The 21,644-nt window shown below is 32.0% G+C and carries 15 protein-coding genes; 10 read left to right on the top strand and 5 right to left on the bottom strand.

Annotated features, from left to right (window positions below):
• Window positions 1–62: 62 nt before the first annotated feature.
• From LB465_RS13210 to LB465_RS13195, 4 genes are all read left to right on the top strand, one after another.
• Window positions 63–317 (top strand): acyl carrier protein, encoded by a 255-nt coding sequence (locus tag LB465_RS13210; protein WP_224470413.1) that lies wholly within the window; start codon window positions 63–65, stop codon window positions 315–317.
• The gene (locus LB465_RS13205) at window positions 314–877 is read left to right on the top strand and encodes a 4'-phosphopantetheinyl transferase superfamily protein (RefSeq protein WP_224470341.1); all 564 of its coding nucleotides are present in this window, start codon (window positions 314–316) and stop codon (window positions 875–877) included. The genes LB465_RS13210 and LB465_RS13205 overlap by 4 nt, the downstream gene beginning before the upstream one ends.
• A gap of 73 nt (window positions 878–950) precedes the next feature.
• Window positions 951–1,667 carry a hypothetical protein gene (locus tag LB465_RS13200; RefSeq protein WP_224470340.1) on the top strand — a complete coding sequence of 239 codons (717 nt, stop codon included), beginning with the start codon at window positions 951–953 and terminating at the stop codon, window positions 1,665–1,667.
• Window positions 1,668–1,939: 272 nt separating this feature from the next.
• A complete protein-coding gene (locus tag LB465_RS13195) occupies window positions 1,940–3,961 on the top strand; it encodes an aconitate hydratase (RefSeq protein WP_224470339.1) in 2,022 nt (673 codons plus the stop codon).
• Between the two features lie 130 nt (window positions 3,962–4,091).
• Here LB465_RS13195 and hpf read toward each other — a convergent pair whose 3' ends face one another.
• Complete coding sequence (hpf, locus tag LB465_RS13190) at window positions 4,092–4,397, bottom strand: ribosome hibernation-promoting factor, HPF/YfiA family (protein WP_224470338.1); 306 nt, start codon at window positions 4,395–4,397, stop codon at window positions 4,092–4,094.
• Window positions 4,398–4,647: 250 nt separating this feature from the next.
• Between hpf and LB465_RS13185 the strand changes: the two genes are divergently transcribed.
• Window positions 4,648–5,139 (top strand): DUF4251 domain-containing protein, encoded by a 492-nt coding sequence (locus LB465_RS13185; protein WP_224470337.1) that lies wholly within the window; start codon window positions 4,648–4,650, stop codon window positions 5,137–5,139.
• A gap of 160 nt (window positions 5,140–5,299) precedes the next feature.
• Here LB465_RS13185 and LB465_RS13180 read toward each other — a convergent pair whose 3' ends face one another.
• The 3 genes from LB465_RS13180 to LB465_RS13170 all read right to left on the bottom strand — a co-directional run bounded on the left by LB465_RS13180 (window position 5,300) and on the right by LB465_RS13170 (window position 13,476).
• Entirely contained in the window at window positions 5,300–5,977 is a 678-nt protein-coding gene (locus tag LB465_RS13180) for a hypothetical protein (protein WP_224470336.1), read from the bottom strand.
• Window positions 5,931–12,377: an NACHT domain-containing protein gene (locus LB465_RS13175; RefSeq protein ID WP_224470335.1), complete on the bottom strand. Its 6,447-nt coding sequence runs from the start codon at window positions 12,375–12,377 to the stop codon at window positions 5,931–5,933. The genes LB465_RS13180 and LB465_RS13175 overlap by 47 nt, the downstream gene beginning before the upstream one ends.
• A gap of 526 nt (window positions 12,378–12,903) precedes the next feature.
• Window positions 12,904–13,476: a hypothetical protein gene (locus tag LB465_RS13170; protein ID WP_224470334.1), complete on the bottom strand. Its 573-nt coding sequence runs from the start codon at window positions 13,474–13,476 to the stop codon at window positions 12,904–12,906.
• Window positions 13,477–13,543: 67 nt separating this feature from the next.
• Between LB465_RS13170 and LB465_RS13165 the strand changes: the two genes are divergently transcribed.
• The 5 genes from LB465_RS13165 (at window position 13,544) to LB465_RS13145 (ending at window position 20,878) form a co-directional block, all read left to right on the top strand.
• The gene (locus LB465_RS13165) at window positions 13,544–13,765 is read left to right on the top strand and encodes a helix-turn-helix domain-containing protein (protein ID WP_224470333.1); all 222 of its coding nucleotides are present in this window, start codon (window positions 13,544–13,546) and stop codon (window positions 13,763–13,765) included.
• Window positions 13,766–13,953: 188 nt separating this feature from the next.
• Entirely contained in the window at window positions 13,954–14,526 is a 573-nt protein-coding gene (locus LB465_RS13160) for a recombinase family protein (protein ID WP_224470332.1), read from the top strand.
• Window positions 14,516–17,398 carry a DNA methyltransferase gene (locus LB465_RS13155; RefSeq protein WP_224470331.1) on the top strand — a complete coding sequence of 961 codons (2,883 nt, stop codon included), beginning with the start codon at window positions 14,516–14,518 and terminating at the stop codon, window positions 17,396–17,398. Before LB465_RS13160 ends, LB465_RS13155 begins: the two co-directional genes overlap by 11 nt.
• The gene (locus LB465_RS13150; protein WP_224470330.1) at window positions 17,373–17,585 is read left to right on the top strand and encodes an AAA family ATPase; all 213 of its coding nucleotides are present in this window, start codon (window positions 17,373–17,375) and stop codon (window positions 17,583–17,585) included. The genes LB465_RS13155 and LB465_RS13150 overlap by 26 nt, the downstream gene beginning before the upstream one ends.
• Window positions 17,586–17,779: 194 nt before the next feature.
• Window positions 17,780–20,878: a P-loop NTPase gene (locus LB465_RS13145; RefSeq protein ID WP_224470329.1), complete on the top strand. Its 3,099-nt coding sequence runs from the start codon at window positions 17,780–17,782 to the stop codon at window positions 20,876–20,878.
• Between the two features lie 117 nt (window positions 20,879–20,995).
• Here LB465_RS13145 and LB465_RS13140 read toward each other — a convergent pair whose 3' ends face one another.
• Window positions 20,996–21,382, bottom strand: a complete 387-nt coding sequence (locus LB465_RS13140; protein ID WP_224470328.1) for a hypothetical protein — start codon at window positions 21,380–21,382, stop codon at window positions 20,996–20,998.
• Window positions 21,383–21,644: the final 262 nt, after the last annotated feature.

Genomic DNA, 21,644 nt, shown 5'->3' with positions numbered 1-21,644 from the left:
GTGCACCGATTAAAATAGAAAACTTTAGGTTTTCAAAATAAATATAGTACTATATAAAAATGATGAACGATAAAGAAATACTAGATTCCATAAAAAAGATTGTGACGCCTTACACACAGCGAAAGGAAGGTTTGGAGAATTTTAACGAAGAAACCGATTTTATTAAAGATCTGGAAGTAAATTCAGCTAACCTGGTAGATGTGATCCTTGATGTGGAAGACGAGTTTAATATTGAAATTGACAACGATTCTATGGAAGGGATGTTAACCGTTGGCGATGCAAAGAATATCATTGAGCGTAAACTGGCCTCAGCGTGATTGGAAACGATATCATAGACCTAAACCTGATTCGCAACCAGAGTAACTGGCAAAGGCAGGGATTTCTTCAAAAACTGTTTACAGAAAAAGAACAGGCTTTTATTCTGAATTCAAAGGATCCTGAACTGAAGGTCTGGTTATTGTGGAGTATGAAAGAAGCGGCTTATAAAGCAGTTCAGCGTAAATACAAGCTGGATCGGTTTTATAATCCTAAACGATTTGTTTGCGAGCAGGTTAAAATTAAACTGGGAAAGGCGAGGGGAGTAGTGTGTTTCGAGGAAGACGTTTTTCAAATCAATTCGATCTTTTTTCCAACTATGATCCATACTTCTACTGCAAACACTGAGTTCTCACTGATTTCAGAAAATAAAAATTCGAGACTCAGGCTACTTCAGAAAATTGCTGCGCAGAAAAACATTCCATTAGAATCCCTTAACATTAGTAAAGACAAGCAGGGAATCCCATTTTTAACTTACCGTGGTGATAATCTGCAAATTCCGTTTAGCCTTTCCCATCACGGAAATTATTCGGCTTACGCAGTCTCGTTAAATATGTCCTAAAACCCGATTTCAGTATTGTGAAAGCTTAGCCTTATTTGTATCTTGAATCAACTAATTTAAAACGATTTTGATTATGAAGACTGTTGATAAGATGGAAGTGCTACACAGCCAAAGTGCCGAATTTGTTGAAAAAGGTGAAAGCGGTAAATTTTTAAAGTTAATTCCCGACACATTTATTATTAAGGGAGAAGAAAAAGATGGTGTTTTTAACCAGGGATATGCCATAAGACATATAAACAGGCAGGATATTCTACTAATAGATGTAGTAGAAAAGTCTACAAAAGATGCCGTAAAGAAACTGGTAACCGATGGCTATAAAATAAAAGGTATTTTAATTACTTGTGATGGTATTTTAAAAGATGCCTATGCCGATTTAAAAACCATTTCTGAAGATGCCGGTGGAGCACCGGTTTTCGCACATCCACGAAACAATTTTAAAGACAGTTTTAAAACTAAAGATATTACCGAAAGAAAAGGAGTTCTAAAAGATTTCGGTTTAAAAGTATTTGATCTGCCCGGAAACGGCGGAGCTTCAGTAGTAATTTATTCTGAAATTAATGATGGAATGTTATTCCCGGGTGAAGATGCAGAAGGCTCTCCATACGATTCTGATTTGAATACCTTCAAAAGGCCAAAAATGGATAAATCTAATGACGATTTTGGATTGGCAGGAAGCTGGAGCGCTTTTGATGAAGAATTTACTTATTTATTTCCGCGAAAAGGAAAACCAGGTTTCAATATTGAAGAAGGTCAACAAACCGATATTTTAAATGCATTAAGCAGAAGTTAGAAGATTAATTAAGCTGTTTCGAAAGTAACTGGCTGAATATTCCCAACTAAGGTTCAGAATATTGTAAAGGTTATTTTTCAAACAGCTTTTTTAGAAGAAGCCATAAATAAGGAAGAAGAAGCTTCTGTATTTGTGGCTTTTTTTATGCTATAATTTTGCATTATCATTTTATCCATAAGGAGTTAAGCTTAATTATTAAGATATAAGATATTGTTAAACACACTCCTTGTTATTATAAATTGTAATATTTTAATGGCTAAAAGCAACCAACTATGTCTAAATTAAACGTAACTCAAAAATTAATTAAAGAACATTTGCTCAAGGGAGAAATGATTCCCGGAAAGGAAATAGGAATAAAAATAGATCAGGCTTTGCTTCAGGATGCTACTGGAACATTGGTACAGTTGGAACTGGAAGCCATGGGATTGGAGAAAGCTCAAACTGAAGTAGCCGTACAGTATGTAGATCACAACCTCCTACAAACCGATTTTAAAAATGCCGATGACCACTTGTTTTTACTTTCGGCAGCACAAAAATTCGGACTTTGGTATAGTAGACCCGGAAATGGAGTAAGCCACCCCGTGCATATGGAACGCTTCGGGAAACCAGGAAAAACAATGGTTGGTTCAGATAGTCACACCCCCGCAGCGGGTTCGTTAGGAATGCTGGCCATTGGAACCGGCGGACTTGATGTGGCGGCGGCAATTGCCGGGCAACCATATTTCGTGAAAATGCCACAAGTTTGGGGAGTAAAACTTACCGGGAATTTACCAGACTGGGTAAGTGCTAAAGATGTGATCCTGGAAATGCTACGCCGCCATGATGTTAAAGGCGGAGTAGGAAAAGTAATAGAATATTATGGTGACGGTCTTAAGAATTTAAGCGCTATGGACCGCCACGTAATTGCAAATATGGGCGCCGAACTTGGTGCTACCACAACCGTCTTCCCAAGTGATGGAGAAACAAAGAGATTCCTGAAGTCTCAGAAACGTGAAGACGACTGGAGAGAATTAGTAGCCGATGAAGGTTGCGAATACGATCTTCACGAAGAAATTATTTTAGACGAACTTGTTCCATTAATTGCACTGCCAACCAGTCCCGGGAATGTTGTTCCGGTGAGTGAAGTAGCAGGAAAACCAATTAGCCAGGTGGTTATTGGTTCTTCGGCAAATCCCGGTTTACGTGATTTTTGGATAGCGGGAGCTATGGTAGAAGATAAAGCTATTAGTAGTGATGTTTCTTTTGATATAAATCCAACTTCAAGACAGATTATCCAGAATATGATTGAAAACAAGACGTTTGCTAACTTAATTAAGGCAGGAGCGCGTTTTCACCAATCAGGATGTATGGGTTGTATAGGTATGGGACAGGCACCGGCATCCAACACTATTAGTTTACGTACTATGCCAAGAAATTTCCCCGATCGTTCAGGTACAAAAGACGATCAGGTGCATTTGTGTAGCCCGGAGACTGCTGCAGCTTCAGCTTTAACCGGAAAAATTACAGATCCAAGGGATATGGAGAAATTGTACAATATGAAATATCCTAAGTTTGAATATCCTGAATTTCAAATTATTAAAGAAGATATGCTGGTTGCTCCGCCAGAAGATGGTTCTAAAGTTGAACTTCAAAAAGGTCCAAACATTAAATCGCTTCCCTATATTGAACCTATGCAGAATAAATATAGTGTACCTGTTATGCTGAAAATGGGAGATAATGTTTCTACCGATGAAATCCTGAAAGCAGGAGCAGAGGTGCTACCTTTTAGAAGTAATCTGCCAGAAATCAGTAAATATTCTTATACAGTTATTGACGAGACATTTTATGATCGTGCTATGAAAGCCAAAGGCGAACACGGCGGCCATATTGTAGTTGCAAAAGATAATTATGCCCAGGGTTCTAGTAGGGAGCACGCGGCAATCGCACCAAAATACTTAGGTCAGGTTGCGGTAATTGCCAATAGTTATGCAAGGATTGCGTGGCAAAACCTTGTGAACTTCGGAATTCTTCCTTTAGAGTTTATAGATATTGCCGACTATGATAAAATAGAGCAGGATGATCAGGTGATTTTTAGAAACCTGCGTGAAGACATTATAAACCGAAATAATATTAAGGTAATTGTCAAAAAAGCGAATGGTGACAAATTGGAATTTGAAACCAAACACAGTATGAGTGACAGGCAAATTAATATTTTATTGAAAGGTGGAATAATTAATGAATTTAAAGAACGTATTGAAGCCAACGAACTTGGTGAAGGCCAGGCCAAAGATGCGGAAGAAGCCGATAGAAGATAAAATATAAAGCAATCCCAGACTTTGGGATTGTTTTAGACTTTATCCCCGAATTTACTTCGGGATTCTCTAAACAAAAAACCCCGATGTTATTGACATCAGGGTTTTTATGATTTAAACTGAAAAATTATTCTTAATTAGAATGAGTTTTCATTTGGCCTTTTCTTTTAGATAACTGGCGTTCTAGATCTCTAACGGTCTCTGCAGTCGCCGATTCAAAAGAATTCTCATTAGATTCAGCAAAAATTTGAGGACCGGGAGCACTCAGTTTAATATTGCAGATATAACCCTTTGGATCCTGAGCTTCTTCCTTCTTGAAATATACCTGAGCCTTTACGATCCAGTCATATTTTGTTTCCAGTTTATCTAATTTTTTTTGAGCGAAATCTTGTAGTTGTTCACTTTTATCGAGTTTTACGAACTGATATATTGCTTCCATAAATAAGTTTATTTTAGTACTGACAAGAAACCCATAATTCTATTATTACCCAAATCAATTAAGTGATTCTTAGGAAAGCTTTAAGAATATTTTTAAGCAATCAAACTTATTTTTTAGTTGAAAGGATTATTCCATTACAATTACCGGGCAAATCTTCATAATTTTATTTCGTTTCGGGAATTTAAAGGTCTTTTAAGATTAAACACAAGCTAAACATTGTATCTTAAGCTAAGAATCTTACAAAACACCAATGAAACTACAACTCAAATACCTATATACTGTTATAGCGCTATTTTTAATGCAAAGTTGCGGTAGTAGTGCCGATACTGCGAGAATAGCTGAAACAAAAGCATTAATTGAAAGCAAGGAATTTGAAATTCAACACGATTGGTTAAACCCAATGTCTGGCGGACGAATTAACCTAATAGGAAATCCTAATTTTATTCGATTTAAGAAGGATTCTGTGAATTTGTTCCTGCCGTTTTTTGGTGAAAGATTTTCAGGCGGTGGTTATAATAGCGAAGGAGGCATTGTTTACGAGGGTCCGCTACAGGATTTTGAAATTAGTAGCGGTAAGAATAATTCGCAGGTCTTAAAATTTTCTACTGACCAGAATACAGAGAGTCTTGACTTTATTATAAATATTTATCCTGAAGGAGATGTAAGTACTCGGGTAAATAGCAGCCAGCGTTCTTTTATATCTTATCAGGGAGAAATAGGTGAGCTAAAAGAAAATGAATAAACTCAAAATGATAATGCATTCTTCCGATTCTAAAATATTCTATTTTACAAGTATCCAATGTAATATGTTCATATGATCTTTAAAGCACTATTAATATTGTATACTAAGTAAAAACGAAAAAAAAGTGTTCATATCGAATGTTCATATTTAGTTAAAAAAATTACGATTTCAAAAATTCTTTTTTCAGGCTCATTAAAAATGATTTCTGCTCATCTATTAGACTTTCAATTTCATTAAATAATTTTTTTAATTTTTCATTTTCTGAAGAGTCCTTATCTTTTTTTTCTCCAAATGAAATTTCAATTTCTTTTATTGAATCTAGATATTCTACTACGCTTTTTTCGTCGTCAGATAAAAAAACGCCATGTTCCTCAATCCATTTTTTATCCTTTTCCAAAAGTTCTTCACTTATCATGGAGATTAATGATTTGCGATATATTCTTTCGGAATTATTTTTTACAATCTCCAAAAAGCTAAACCAATTTGAATTTTTATTTCTTAAATTATTATTACTTAAAAATCTATGACTAATAAAAGGGTGTTCGTTTTTTTTGAGTAACGATATAACATCAATTATTGGCTTTAACTTTTCAGTAGGTTTCTCAATTGGTATTCTTTCTCTTTTTTCCCATATTTCTAATATTACACTGCAACACTCCTTCTGAAGCTCGCTTTTTTCTACTTCTGAATCGCAATTATCTATATTATCCATTAATTCAGCCAAATAGTGACCCAGCCATCGAGCTAATGTATTTACGGTATAGACTAGTTCTAATTCTTTTATTATTTTTTTACCTAATCTTAAAATTTCTTCCTCTGAGTGTTTTGACTGTTCCATCCGCTTTTAATAAATAAATTTTTGTATGCTCCCAAGGCTGCTTTCTGTTATCAACTCTGTATTCACTATCCTTTAGTTGTTTGGTTATTTGGCACTTTAAGATCATATTCATCTTTTCATTTTTCAACATTTCTAATATGAAATTTATATCAACTTTAAGTATTTCGCCGGAACTTTCAATATTTTTAATATTTCTATATCTGCTGTCATTTGTTTCATCCCAAAGTTCGAATAACGATATTTCCTTGTGATTTTGCTTACCTATCTTTAAATTTTTACTGAATTTTATTTGGAAAGACTTTTGTAAATCAGCACCTAATGTGATTATACTTTTACTTCCATTTTTTCCTAGAGAATCATGTACATCTAAACCATCATAATCTGTTCTATTTTCTTTTAACCAGCTTTTATAGATTAGACCATCATTATTAATTTCAAAACGCTCTCTATCATTTTCAATAGGGAATCCATACTCATGCTGGTCTTCTGCGCTTTGAAAAGCTCTCAAAAGAGCTTCTGAACCTTTAAGTGAGACCAAAGCTGAACGAATATAGACCGATTCACTGTTATCCCCTATATAGCGAGTAAATCCACCATGAGGTATTATAAATCTATCATTATAAAATTCTGAAAAACCTATTTCACGATCAAATTTTTCCTCATTTATTGTATCTCTCCAACCTTTGTTAAATTCTCTGTATTCATTTTTCCAAAATTTATCCAATAGAGGCAAAGGATCTCGTAAATCTGAAATCCAAAAACCATCCCATGTTATTGCCTTCGATTTAAGCCAAGAATCCCAATCATCTTCATCGTCATAATAATTTACTAATTGTGGTTCGTTTTCCAACAACTCATTTGCAGCACAATACATGGCATGATATTCAAAATAAGTGTCTAAACTTTCAACTTGTGGGTTAGTTCCATGCCTTTTATCTCTTAAGCCCCAATCATAATTTCGAGTGTAATCATCTTTATTTATGTCTCCTGTGTATCCCCATTTTTCAACGATATATTTATCAGCAATGTCCGCAATGTCATATTGAGATAAATTAAAAATATCTCCGAGATTACTATACCAATAAGGTAGTACATCCATACTATCAAAATCGAATCTCCAATTTTTATCCGGATTTGGATTGTACTTTCTCTGTTCTCTTGAATATGAATCTTCTTTAACTTTATCAAGTTTACTGACTAGGATATCTTGAATTATTTCGCATTCCTCCTCATTATACACATTCTCATCATACTTCAATAAATTTTGACATGTCCGTTTTATAAAAAAATTGATTAATACATGAGGCAACTTATTATTTTGAAGTTCTTTGAAAAATTCCTCCTTTAAATCAATTAGCTTTTCAGGAATTTCAGCGCTTAGTCGATCTATTGCAATCCAAAGGTATAATTTAGCCGAAATCCAATAAAAAATAAATTCTTCATTTTGAAATGGAATACAGTTCGTTTTATTCTGAAGTTCAATAAGGTTCTTTAGAATGTTTTTATTGTCGAGATTTACTAGTCTCCTTATGCAATGAATTGCTTCCCATCTTAATTCTTTATCGGGTAATCCCAAATACAGTCTTAATATATTAGCAATAGCTTCATCAGTATGGGAAGGTGGTAGTAACTTTTCATTCCATAAACCATCTCTAAAATCAACTTTTATGTTTTTATTCCATTTAGGTAAAACCCATTTAAAAATTTCGGTGTTATCTTTTTTTGTTAATCTATGTTTAATCAAGAAAAACACGCTGTATATAGATTCATCAGTTAAAATTTCAATTTTTTCTGGTAAAACGCTGAGAATAACTTCTCCTAATTGAATTTCATCAAAATCAAACATTTTAGCAAACTCTAGTAATTTGCCTATACTAAGAGAATTACCGTAATCAAAGTTTTCAAACCATGTTAAAACAACATATCTAAATCTCTCTTTTTTCCATTGCTTTAGAGAAGGATAATAACTCCATTCCTCTAGTCGTTCTCTTATTGCATCTTCGAATGAATAAAAACTTAAGAGCTCAGAATCTATGTCCACAATAGCATCCAATTGATTTACATAATCCTTAGGCAAACAATTATTTTTTATCTCTGACAGAAAATTATCTATTTTCCATCTATTAGAATAACTATCATTATTTTCAATTATAGTACTAATAGCTTTCTCTAAATCTCTTGTAGAATTAAGATTAACACTATTAAGGTCTATTTCATGACTAAATTTCTCCTTATTGAAATCATTTGTATACTTGCCTTCTTTTTCTTTTTCTACCGTTTTCCTAAAGTTTAAGTATGATTCTATTTTTTGAATTATCTGTAATTCCACAAATGCTCCTGACTTAATAGCATTGTAAACATGGTTCAATGTGTCTTTATCTTTATGCAGCAAACAATTTCTATAAACTAGTTCAATAAATTTAGTTTTACCCAATAAATCTCTTGATTCATCATATTTACTCAAAATCAAATCATAGAGTTTCATCAATTCATCAGTATAGTATTTATATTGATACATCGGGATTAATGAAGCTGCCACATTATGGTCTATATTCCCTTTTTCTAAGGAAACTTTTAAAATTGCCACGATGTGTTTAGATATATTAATTACATCTCTATGGTGCCATCTAGACGCTGTAGTAAACATTGAATTAAAGTGTATATCTGCAATTCCAAGCAAAGCATCTTTATATGGAAAATGCTTTTTATCATAACCGTCCAACATGAAATCGCTGTACTCTGTAAACCTGGAATATTGATGAGCAAGTTTGGGATCATTTTTTTCAAAACCTACCTTTGCTAAGTCTGATAAACAACTGATTTTAGAAAATGCTTCAAAATCGATTTCCTCCGTTGCATTTATAGCTTCATTAAAGTAATGTTTGCCAGAATTAAAGTCTATTTTTCTGCTTATTAATGCGCATTTTATATAACTTTCAATTATTTGTGATGAAGGATTTGAATCGGTTTTAATCAGTTCTTCTATTTCATTAAGTATTTTGAGATTTCTATTTAGAAAGTCTTTTACGTGTATTGTTTCTTCCAGAATCCAAAATCTCATTGCTATTTTGGCGGCGTTAATATCAAATGATTTTATCAGTACTTCTATTAAATCATCTCTGTTGATTTTTACAACGAAATTTGCTAATAGACTAGCAAAATAATTTAGTTTCTCTTTATAACTATGACCATTTTCGTATCTAAAGCTGTAATCTTTAGAAAAAGGTTCACAAATATCAGTAAACTTTTTAGTTGCTTCGTCAATCGTTATTTTTTTAGATATAAAATCTATGTTTAATTGAAATATGGGTAGAATATGATTATAGAAACTAGAGAACTTTTTTTTCTCACTTTCTAATGAGTTTTGTTTCTCTCGATCTTTAATTTTATCAATTTCAAGAAATTTATCTGGAAGTATATTTTCGACTGATATTAATTCATTATCAAGAAAAGCTTTTAAAGATTTAGCCTTTAAATATAAATTTAATTTGTTTGCTTCATCATCGTTACCATGCGTACGATAAAAGCTAGGAACATATTTTGGTGATTCATATTTAATATGGTTAAGAATACTTTTCACCAATATTTTATCAATATCATTAAATATCAATATCTCACAGAAATCCACTATTATTAGCCTAAACGCAATATTGAACTTAATTATTTTTTTGCATAATATTTTTTCAATTTCACTAGCGATTATATTTAGTTCGAAATCCTGAGGTACTTTATGCTTGAAGGCTTTAGTGACTACAAATATCTTGGCATCAATTCTTAATAACTCTATTTGGAACAGTTTATCAATTTCTGTTTTATGACTAAATAAAAATAAGTTTTCAATTAAATAATTTCCTCCAGATAAACGGACATCTTTAGGCCTCCAACTATTAATAGATCTTAAGGCTTCATCAGCACCAACTAATCTTAAAACAGCTTCTGTAAAAAAAGCTATATCCTTACTTGAAATAGGATATTTATGTAAATCCTCTTTTTTAACTGAGTCTCTTCTCCAGTTAAGCCACTCTTTAGCTGTTTTTAAATGCTTTAATGCTGTCTTATGCCATTTTGATTCTCTTGAATACACACCTGCTAATTTCATATGAAATGAGCCTGCCCATGATTTTTCGTCTGAATTAAGCTTTAGTTTATTAAGTGAAGTATCGTCTCCAAACACAGCTACTAAATCAGGATAATTAATTAATAATTCTGTTAGTGCTTTCTCCTTTTTAGCTTCTTCAGCAGCTATAAATATTAGTTTAAAATAAGTTAAATTATCATCCCCACTGTTAGCAACCTTCATTGCTAATCTCGTTCTACTTATATAAGTTTCTCTGTTTTTTATCGGATCCTCTGGGAGTAACAAAAACTTTCTTTCTAATACTATATCTTTTAATAATTGATTTTGTTTCGATTGAAAAAGTAAGCTTCCTAAATTAACTGAAGCATAACTATCATTCTCTGCATTATTAAAAAAAAATTCAGTTACTTCTTTTAACTTCTCTTGTCTTAATAAATAATTATCTCTAATATAATTTTCAAAATCTTCATCACGAAATTCAAAACTATTATTTTCATATATCAAACCATTCCAGACTTCCGAAGAAATATCGAACAAGAAACTTTGACTGACATTTAGGATTTCTGATAAGTAATTTATAGGAACAGGTCTGGGTAATGCAATAAGAAGTTTAAAAAAATCATCTATTATGATTTTTTCTTCCTTAGATACTTTTCTTTTGGCTTCTTTTATTTTATCAAGAATTAACGACTCAACAGTTTTTCCATTTGGTTTTAAAAAATTTATAACCTCTTTTATTCCATTTTTCTTTAAATCAATTGAATAAAACTGAGCTCTTGGAATACCGTGAGTATACTTATGGAAATCTTTAATCTCTTTTTCTAAAATATTCGGAAAATATTTTTTAATAAACTGAGTTGTTTCTGCTAGACTGAATGGCTCTAATTCAATGTCAATGTAATCTTCGGGTAAATTGAGTGATTCTTTTCGATGTGTTCTAGTGGTCACTATTAGATTACATCCGACTGGAATGTTCATATCTAAAATATCTTGAACAAAACTTTTATCTCCATTATTAGTAGCTGCTGTTATACTATTATCAGCTGCATCTATAATTATGGTAAGAGTAGCATTAACATCTCTTTGCTTTAGAATTTCTATAGCACTTACAATTCTTTTTCTAAATTCTTTTATATAAACATCACTTTGCTGGGGGATATTTATTATTAAAAAGTCTGTGCCTACCTTTTTTGCAATTTCATTGGAAATATGTAAAAGCGCATTTTTATGTAAATGTCTTCTATCCTCAGCGTTTTGATATGAACCTGAACCATAACAATCAAAGATCAAACATTCGTTACTATCTGGTAAATATTTCTGTATTTGTTGAACTATAGTTGATTTTCCAATACCAGCACCGCCGTGAAGACATATGGGAATAAAATCTGTATTTACTGCTATTTTAGATATTATTGATTCTAATTGTTCTCTTATAATACTATTCTTATTATCCTCTAAATTTTGAGAAACAGGAAATAAATTTTCTATACTGCCGTCGTTAAAGCCTAGACTTGCAATAATATCAGTTACTGTTATTTTTCTTCTACTTCTAGCTTCAGGCATCATTTTATCAGAAACCAACTCTCGTAATTGATTGTACTGAATTTTCGATGTGTATGTTGTTCTAGAAATAGCTTCGTATAGTTGAAATTTTAAATTAAGTCTCGAATCTGTCCCACAATCTTCAAGATCAAGTAATCGAATAAAATCGGTAAACTCTGTCACTTTTAGTCTTGAAGCTAAAAATAACTTTTCTAGTGAGGTACTATTTTGCGGATTATCTTTAAGCACAACATTAAAGCTTATTTTCCCTTTCTTTTTAAGAAGATAAGTTTTTATATTATTAATAGACTTGAGATGATTCGGGTTAAAACTCCTATTAGTAACTAACTTTATACGTACTTTATTCAAAACGGACTCTCTACCGAATTCGTCCAAATAAAGCTTAAATATATTAGCTAATCTATGTATTAAAGACCCTTCGGTAGATTTACTTTTTTTACCTATATATAATTCGCCAATTGTGTAATTCTTATTTCTTCTAAGAGTACTGTATTTTAGTTGTGAAATAACAACCTTTTCTGCCTCATTATAATTATCCGCGCCATAATATTCACTTAAATCTACCCCTAGCAAATTTTTTCCTGTTGGATCCAACTGCTCTGATTCGGACAATTCAACACTTTCAATATTTATTGCCTTTATTCCAAAATCATCAAAGTTTAATAGTTCTAGAGATTTCTTTATTGTCCAGAGGATATGAAAATCGTCACCTGCACTGGATATGTCTGCGTCTTGTATTTTTCTTTTTTTAATTTCCATGATATTCAACAGTATGGATTGCTATATAGCTTCTTTTTAATCTTGTTGTCTTATGGTTATTCTTCTTAAAACTTTTATTGGTTTGTATAAAAATTCTATTATGTTGAATAACAATTTTTTACCAAAGCATCTAGTTCAAGTTTCCGAAAGAATCCCTCACCACGTTCCAAGTTCCTGAGCATGGTTGAATACTTATTAATTTTTTGCAAGTTAACGTATTGAGTTATTATTAGTTTCTTTTAGTATCTGAATCCCTTGTGCTTTTAATATTATTTTTAATAATAAAAACACTAGACAATTTAAGAATTATGTCAGTAGTAATTATACTTCGTAAACCTATCGGTAGATGACAAGATTACAATTTGAAACCACTAATAGAAACATTTTTTCAGTAAAGAAAATTGTTGAGGATTAAAAAACAGGTCGTATTTTAAAGACAAAATCAGTTAAGATTTATCATAATGTATATATGAACGAGTTTTTTGTGTAAAAATATCGTATCTGATAATTACACAATTTTGTAGAATTATTCAAGAAAACTAACAATTGATGGATCATAATTGAACGCTTTTATCTTCCAGGATGCATCCCTCTCAATCGAAATTAATTTCATTTTCTGTAGATTATTTATAATAGCCCAGGTATCATAATCATTTAGGTTATTATTGAATATATGGCGATAAATTTTAAATTTGGTTTTTAGCTTAACTATTCCGCTAAGAACTCTTAACTCCTCAATATTCAGTTTATTAATACTGCTTTCTGGAGAATCGGGTAGGGGAAGTCCTCTTTCTAAATAAGGTGAAAAATCATTACAATTTTCACAAACAAGTTTAGAGGTTAATACTGCCTCTCGAAATTCATTCCTACTATTGACTTCCTTTTTAATCGTCATTTGGCATAACACACAGGGCATTAAGTGCAAAACGCAATGGGAGTTTTTTAGTATATCTGTAATATCAATTTTATTTGAATTCCATTTATCTGAAAATTCCGAAGGTAAGGGTGAAAAACAGCCATTTTTGTATGACCAATACTGAGATATTGGGACCAGCAGTTCTTCTGGTGTAGAACTTCCTATGATAATTTGATAGTTCATACCTGCATAAATAATGACATTTAAGTCATTACAAAAATGATGAATTCTTTGGACTTTTCATAATCTTATGGGAAGTCGTTTAAAAAATGAAAAATTACTACAACAAATTTCTATCCAGTTAAAACGGCATAGAGAAAAGAAGGAACTTACCCAAGAAGATGTTTATAATGATACTGGTATTCATATATCTAGGATTGAAACCGGTAAAGTAAATATTACTGTTAGTACTCTTGCTGCACTTTGCGACTACTTTGATCTCAATCTTTCCGAATTTTTCGAAAAATTATAAAATTTAATCACATCAGCTTTTCTCACCTTTCATAATCTTTAATACGGTTACTAAAAAACTTAATTTTCCAGTTCTTTTAAACGGTCGTTTTTCGGGTATGTTAGTCATTGGTCGAAAACTATCTGATATTAGTACTATTTTCCGTTTTATTTAATAGTTTTATAAAATAACCTTTTTCGGAACAAGATATGCTGGTTGGTTACGCAAGAGTTTCTACTCAAGATCAAAATTTAGAATCTCAGATAGATTTATTGGAGAAGGAGGGATGTGATAAAATTTACTCGGACGTAGGTAGTGGTGTTAGGGAAGATAGAAAGGGTTTATTAGAAATGCTTGAATTCTTACGAAAAGGGGATACAGTTGTAACTTATAAGAATGATCGAATATTCAGATCTTTGAAGAATATGATAGACCTCATAGATACCTTTAATGAAAGAGGTGTTCATTTTAAAAGTATTAGCGAACCTGAATTTGATACTACATCTGCAAATGGTAAATTTCTTCTACAAATTTTTGCTGCTGTAGCAGAATTTGAAAGAAATCTTATTAGCGAGCGTACGAAAGTGGGATTGAACAACGCCAGAAAACGCAAAAAGCTTCTAGGTCGGCCGAAAGGTTTTAAAAAGAATACAATTGAAAAATATCAATATGCAAAGCATTTATATGATAACCAGAATTTACCGATAGAAGAGGCGTGTAAAAGGGCAGGAGTGAGTAAAACAACATTTTATAGAATAGATAATAAATTGCATGATAAATAAATTAAAATCGTTTATTGAATACTCTAAATCCTTAGATGGTGATGAAAAGGGAGAAGCACAAGTTTTTTGTGATAGATTTTTTCAAGCATTTGGACACGATGGTTACAAAGAGGCTGGTGCTACTCTTGAATTTAGGGTGAAATCAAAAAAGAAAACTAATTTTGCAGATCTGCTCTGGGGTGACAGGGTATTGATTGAAATGAAGAAAAAAGGTGCACAGCTTCCAAGTCACCGAACACAGATTTTTGATTATTGGTGGAAACTAAGACCAAATCAGCCAAAATATTCCATCCTCTGTAACTTCAATGAGTTTATTATTTATGATTTTGCTATACAGGACGAACCGCTTGATCGTATAAACCTGGAAGAGCTTCCAGACCGTTATACTGCCTTTAATTTTATGTTACCAAAGGCAGCAACACCAATTTTTGAGAATAATCTTGAGGAAGTTACTAGAGAAACTGCGGATCTAGTCGCTAAATTATTCAATTCTTTACTAGAAAGAGGTGAGGACAGAGACCGTGCTCAAAAATTTATCCTCCAATCCATTTTCACCATGTTTGCGGAAGATTACCAGCTTTTACCAAAAGATATTTTCACTCAAATTTTGCTAGATTGTAAAAATGGTCAAGGTAATTCCTATGATTTGATTCATTCATTGTTTCAACAAATGAATAGCAAAGAAAAGGCTAGGGGTGGACGATTTAAAGAGGTTCAATATTTCAATGGAGGATTATTTACTGAACCTGAAGCAATAGAGCTAACTAGTGATGAGCTTTTTATGTTACATAATGCCGCCTCGCAGAAATGGAATAAGGTTAACCCGGCCATATTCGGAACTATTTTTCAGAGTAGTATGGGTGAAAAAGCCCGACATGCCTTTGGCGCACACTTTACAACCGAACTTGATATTCTAAAAATTGTTCATCCAACAATTATTCAACCATGGCGTGAAAAGATTGAAAAGGCAAAAACATTAAAGGATATGAAGCAACTACGTAAGCAGTTGTCAATGTTTACAGTACTTGATCCTGCTTGTGGTAGTGGAAACTTTCTCTACGTCGCTTTTCGTGAATTGAAGCGAATTGAAATGGAATTGCTCAACAAAATACATATAGAATTTCCAAAAAGTGCTTCTGAAATTGGAACTCAATCTATTGTGAGTATTAAACAGTTTCACGGTATAGATTATAATAATTTCGCAGTAGAATTAGCAAAAGTAACTCTAATGCTCGCAAAGGAAATTGCAATCAAAGAAACACGCGAATGGGTAGACACTATGCAAATTGGAATTGGTTTCCAAATGGAGGAGACTTTGCCATTGGATAATATGAATGATAATATATTCTTTGCAGACGCTCTATTTACAGATTGGATAAAAGCAAATGTTATTATAGGTAATCCACCTTATCAATCTAATAAAAATATGCAGGAAGAATATGGAGGGGAATATGTAAATAAAATTCATAGTGCATATCCCGAAGTACCTGGACGTGCAGATTATTGTGTGTATTGGTTCTATAAGGCTCACAAATTATTAGAAGAAGGAGGATTTGCTGGATTAATTGGAACAAATACAATAAGACAAAATTATAGTAGAGAAGGTGGTTTGGACTATATCACTAAAAATAACGGAATTATTTTTAATGCCGTTTCTTCACAACCATGGTCTGGTGATGCAGTAGTATTTATTTCTATAGTAAATTGGACTAAAGGAAAATTTGACGGTAAGAAAAAACTCTTTGTTGAAGATAAAAACGGAGAACAGATTGAATATGAAGTTCCTATAATTAACAGTAGTCTTTCTCTAAATTTTGATGTGTCAGCAGCAAAGATTTTGGAAACTAATAGAAAGCCTAAAAGAGTTTTCCAGGGTCAAACACATGGACATGCTGGTTTTTTATTATCAGTAGCAGAAGCCAAAACGATTTTACAGGAATCTATTGAAAATAATAATGTTTTAAAACCAATTCTTATTGGTAGAGAGCTTGTTTCTTCGAAAAGAAGTCAACCCAAGCGTTATGTGATTGATTTTACGGGAGTCGACATACTGGAAGCATCAACTTATTCTGGTCCTTTTAATAGGATTAAAGCGGCTGTACTTCCTGACAGAGAAAAAAGGGCAAATGAGCAAGAGGTAATAAATAAAGAGTTAAAAGAAAAAAATCCTAAAGCTAAAATAAACAAACATCATATTAATTTTCTTAAAAGTTGGTGGCAACTTTCCTATGGAAGAAAAGATATGAAAGATGAACTTTTAAAAATTAGCAGATTTGTTGCATGTTCAAGAGTATCCGCAAGACCCATTTTTGAATTTGTTTCATCAGATATTAATCCTAACGACTCAGTTATGGTCTTTGCATATGAAGACGACTATACCTTTGGAATAATTCAATCTTCTATTCATGTTGCTTGGTATCACGAAAAAGGAGCTACTTTGAAAGGCGATCCAAGTTATACACCAAACACAATATGGGATACCTTTCCCTTTCCCCAAAACCCAAAACTGACAGAGGTCAAGAAGATAGCTAATGCCGCAAAGGAATTAAGGGATAAGAGAAATGAAGTGATGAACAAATACAATTATACATTACGTAAGATTTACCAAATTTTGGAAGAACCAGGAGCCAATCCGTTGAAAAATGCTCACCAAAAATTGGATGAAGCAGTTTTGGGTGCTTACGGCTTTGGAAAACGAAAAGATATACTAACCCAATTATTGGAGCTCAATTTCGACGTAGCGAAGAAAATAGAAAGAGGAGATGAAGTGGAATCTCCAGGTTTACCTGGATGTGTGAAAAATAAAAAAGAATTTGTGAGTAAAGATTGTATTAAAATGATTATCGATGAAAATAGAGAAAATATCAGTTAAGAATTATCGATTATTGAAAGATTTTTCAATGGATTTTGAAGATGAATTGTCTTTAGTTGTTGGAAAAAATAACACAGGAAAAACATCTATTCTGACTGTTATGAACAAGTTTCTCAACAGTTCTAATCAAATGAAGTTTTCATTTGATGATTTCAATGTTAACCTAAAAAATATATCAAGGAATTAGTCACGGGCGAAAAGATTCGCTATGAGGATTTTGTTCCTTTAGGAATTAAAATACAATTGCTCATTAAATATTATATTTCTGATAATCTTGCGAATATCAGTCGCGTAATGATGGATTTCAATCCGGATTGAGGTTTTCCATAATTTAAAATTACAATAATATGTTAAATTTGAATTTGACAATAAAAACATAACATGCAGGAAGCAAAAATACCAAAGCCTCTATTAGATAAGATTAAAGAAGGGAAAGTAATATTGTTTTTAGGAGCTGGAGCCGCTTTTGATTCTAAACATCCTAAAGGCGAAAAACCACCAACTGGCAAGCAGTTAGCAAATTTAATAAGTGAAAAATTTTTAGGCCCAAATTATGTAGATAACGATTTACAATATGTTTCGGAATTAGCAATTAGTGAAACAGATCTATTTACAGTTCAAAAGTTTGTTTCTGAAATATTTAAAAAGTTTAAACCAGGTGATCATCATTTAAGAATTCCTTTATATAAATGGCATTCAATCTATACAACTAATTATGATTTATTGATTGAAGACTCATATGATAAGATAAGGAATAGACAACAAGTTCTTGCCACATTTATTAAAAATGGAGAAAGAATACAAGATAAAATGAGCGTTCCTAATTCAGTAATGTATAACAAATTACACGGGTCAATTACAGATATTTCTGACGAAAACTTACCTCTTATCTTAACACCAGATCAATATGTTGACCATCGAGAGAACAGAAGTCGTCTATTTGATCGTTTAAAGGAAAGTTCATTTGAATATCCAATTTTATACGTTGGTTTTAGTTTTGCTGATTTGGATATTAGATATACATTAAAAGGACTGAATAAAAAAGGTGATGCCAGACCTAGGTCTTACATGATCGGACCATATATCACCGATGAGGAAGCTAGATATTGGGATGGGAAAAAAATATCTTCTATTAAGCTTTCATTCAAGGATTTCATGGAGCAGCTTGATAATAGTATTACAGAAAATGAACGAATTTTAAGTAGTATTGTTAGGGAAGAGTTTACCCATCCAATCATGGCAAAATTTCAAGCAAACGTAAGTGAGCCAACCGAAGGATTAATTGAGTTTCTAAATAGAGATGTGACATTTTTGCATTCGAACCTTGCGGAAAAAGATACAGAACCAAAAGTATTTTATAAAGGTTATTTTAATGGCTGGGATCCAATCCTAAAAAATTATGATGTAACTAGAAAAGTAACCGATTCTATTTTGTCCGATGTCTTTTTAGTAGAAGAAGAAGAGAGACTAATTAAACAAGAACTATTTTTGGTTAAAGGCAATGCCGGCTCTGGAAAAACTGTTTTAATGCATAGGATTGCTTGGGATGCTGCTATAACTTTTGAGAAGTTATGCCTGTACTATAAATCGGATGTTCCTTTAGAATACAATCGGTTTGCTGAATTATATCAATTAGTTAAAGAGCGTATTTATTTATTCGTAGATGGAGTTGTAGATAGATCGGAAGATATTGAATATTTATTGAATAAAGCAAAAAAGGATAATATCCTGATTACAATTATTTGCTCTGAAAGAACAAATGTATGGAACGTAGGCGGAGACAGATTGAATACTTTTTTAATCCAGGATTATACTTTGAAATATCTAAATGATAAAGAGATAGATGATTTAATCAGTTTATTGCAAAAACATAAATCATTAGGTTACTTAACAGGAAAAAGTATTGAAGAGCAAAGAACCGCACTTTCCGAAAGGTCTGGGAGAGAACTGTTAGTAGCTTTATATGAAGCTACAGCTGGCAAACCATTTGCAGATATAGTAATGAATGAATTTAAATCTATACCTGGTGAAGAAGCTCAAAACTTATATCTATCTATATGTGTTTTCCATAGGATAGGAGCTTATGCAAGAGCAGGAATTATTTCTAGGTTACACCAAATTAATTTTTCCTATTTTAAAGATAAACTTTTTAAGCCACTAGAATCTGTAGTTTATAATCAAAGAAATTATGTGATAAATGATTATGTATTTACAACAAGGCATCAACATATAGCTGAATTGGTTTTTGAACAAGTATTGGTTGATCAAGAATCTCGATTCGAAAAATACATTTCTATTATTTCAAAACTAGATATAGATTATGACAGCGATAGACAAGTTTTTATTGCTTTAACAAATGCTAAAAAGTTAATGGAAACATTTAAAGACCCTGAAAAGATTAGGGAACTTTATAATGTTGCTTATGAAAATATAGGAGAGCAAGCCGCTCTAATGCAGCAAGAATCAATATTTGAAATGAGCCATAAAAAGGGAGATTTAGAAAAAGCCAATACACTATTAAATAGAGCTCACGAAATAGAACCTAAAAACACTTCTATTTCTCATTCTAAGGCTGAATTTTTATTAAGAAAAGCAATTAATACCACTCAGCCTTTGGTTGTAAAAACTTTATTAAATTCATCTAAAGATATTTGTAAAAATATTATTGGTAATAAAAAAAATAGAAATATTGTACACGCTTATCATACATTACTAAAAATATATACTCTAGAATTAGAAAACTTCCTTGAAGAAGAAAATATTGATTTGATAGAGAAAAAGATTCAAGAGTTTGAAAAAACTTTATCAAAAGCAATGCAAAATTATCCGAATGAAAGTTTTCTATTTGATGCGGAAGCTAGTTTTAATAAACTTTTAGATAATTCTCCTCAAGCCTTATCTTCTTTAAAATCTGCTTTTGAAGCGAACAAACGAAGTCCATATTTGGCAATAAGATTATCGAACTATTATATTGATAACGGAAATATAGATGATGCTTTAACAATTTTGCAAGATTCAATTAATATCAATATTAATAGTAAAGATTTAAATTTTAAATATGCCAAATTATTAATGCAGAAGGACGCAGATAACTATATAGATCTGAAGCACTATTTAAGAAAATCTTTTGTAAAAAAGGACAAAAGATATGAAGCTCAGTTTTGGTATGCTAGAACTTTATATTTACTAGAAGAAGAAGAAAATGCAGATTATTTTGAATATTTAAAAGATGTACCACTAGATTCTAGATTCAAGAAGAAGCCACAGGGCATAGTTACAATTAGCGGTCTTCCAAAAGTTTACGAAGGTACAATTGTTAAACTAGAAAACTATTTCGGTTTTGTAAAGCAAGATATAAATGGTGAAACCATATATTTTTATAGAGATAATGATTTAAAAGATCTTAGATTTAATTCTCGCGTAAAATTTAATAAATTGTTTAATTATAGTGGAGCTGTAGCTTCTATTATTGCTCAGTAAATGAATTATTATTACTGCATACACAATATATAGAGTTTTGCGTACCTAAATTTTAACATAGAAGTTTAATTTACAGAGCGAGCTAGAATGAATTTTTTTTTGAAAATAAATATTATTCTAATTAATAAGAGGCATCATAATCTCTTCCACATCATACCCTCTTGCCTGGGCACCATTTATAATCATCGCCATTTTTTCTATTAAAGCATCCCTCTCTTTTTCTAAAATCTCAATTTTTCGTTTTAGATTATCATTTTGTTCCTTAAGGCCATTTCGCTTCTTTTTACCGTCTAAGCTTAGACCGGCATTTTTCATTTGCAAATTTTTAGCATTTTCAATTAGTAGCGATCTTTCTGGAAGCGCTAAAGTTCCTCTACTGGTTAGTCCTAGCCTCCTTTGAACGGTTGATCTGGAGATAGGAGCAATATTATAACCGGATTCTATCATTTTATTTAATTCCTCTATAAGAAGAAGATCCAATTCTTTTCCTCTAACTTTTTTCATACAGAACTTTTTTTGCTTAAAAATAATGGTTTTGTTACTTCGTGCCCATCGGGAAAGACCTGTTGAGGGATAGGTGTGGGAGACATTTTAATAGCCTTCTCTAAATTACTTATTTTCTTTTTTAGGTCATTCACCCGTATCCGGCCCACCAACCACATCCTCTAACTTAGCATAATTTTATTTATCGGGTCCCCTCGGATAAACTTGATCTAAGCTTGCTTTAATTTCTTGTAGTTCTGAGGGTAGAGATTCCGGATGTCTT

Source organism: Salegentibacter lacus (assembly GCF_020164555.1).
Classification (GTDB): Bacteria; Bacteroidota; Bacteroidia; order Flavobacteriales; family Flavobacteriaceae; genus Salegentibacter; species Salegentibacter lacus.
The sequence above is the reverse complement of the archived record's forward strand: the minus strand, read 5'-3'. Positions and strand labels throughout refer to the sequence as shown.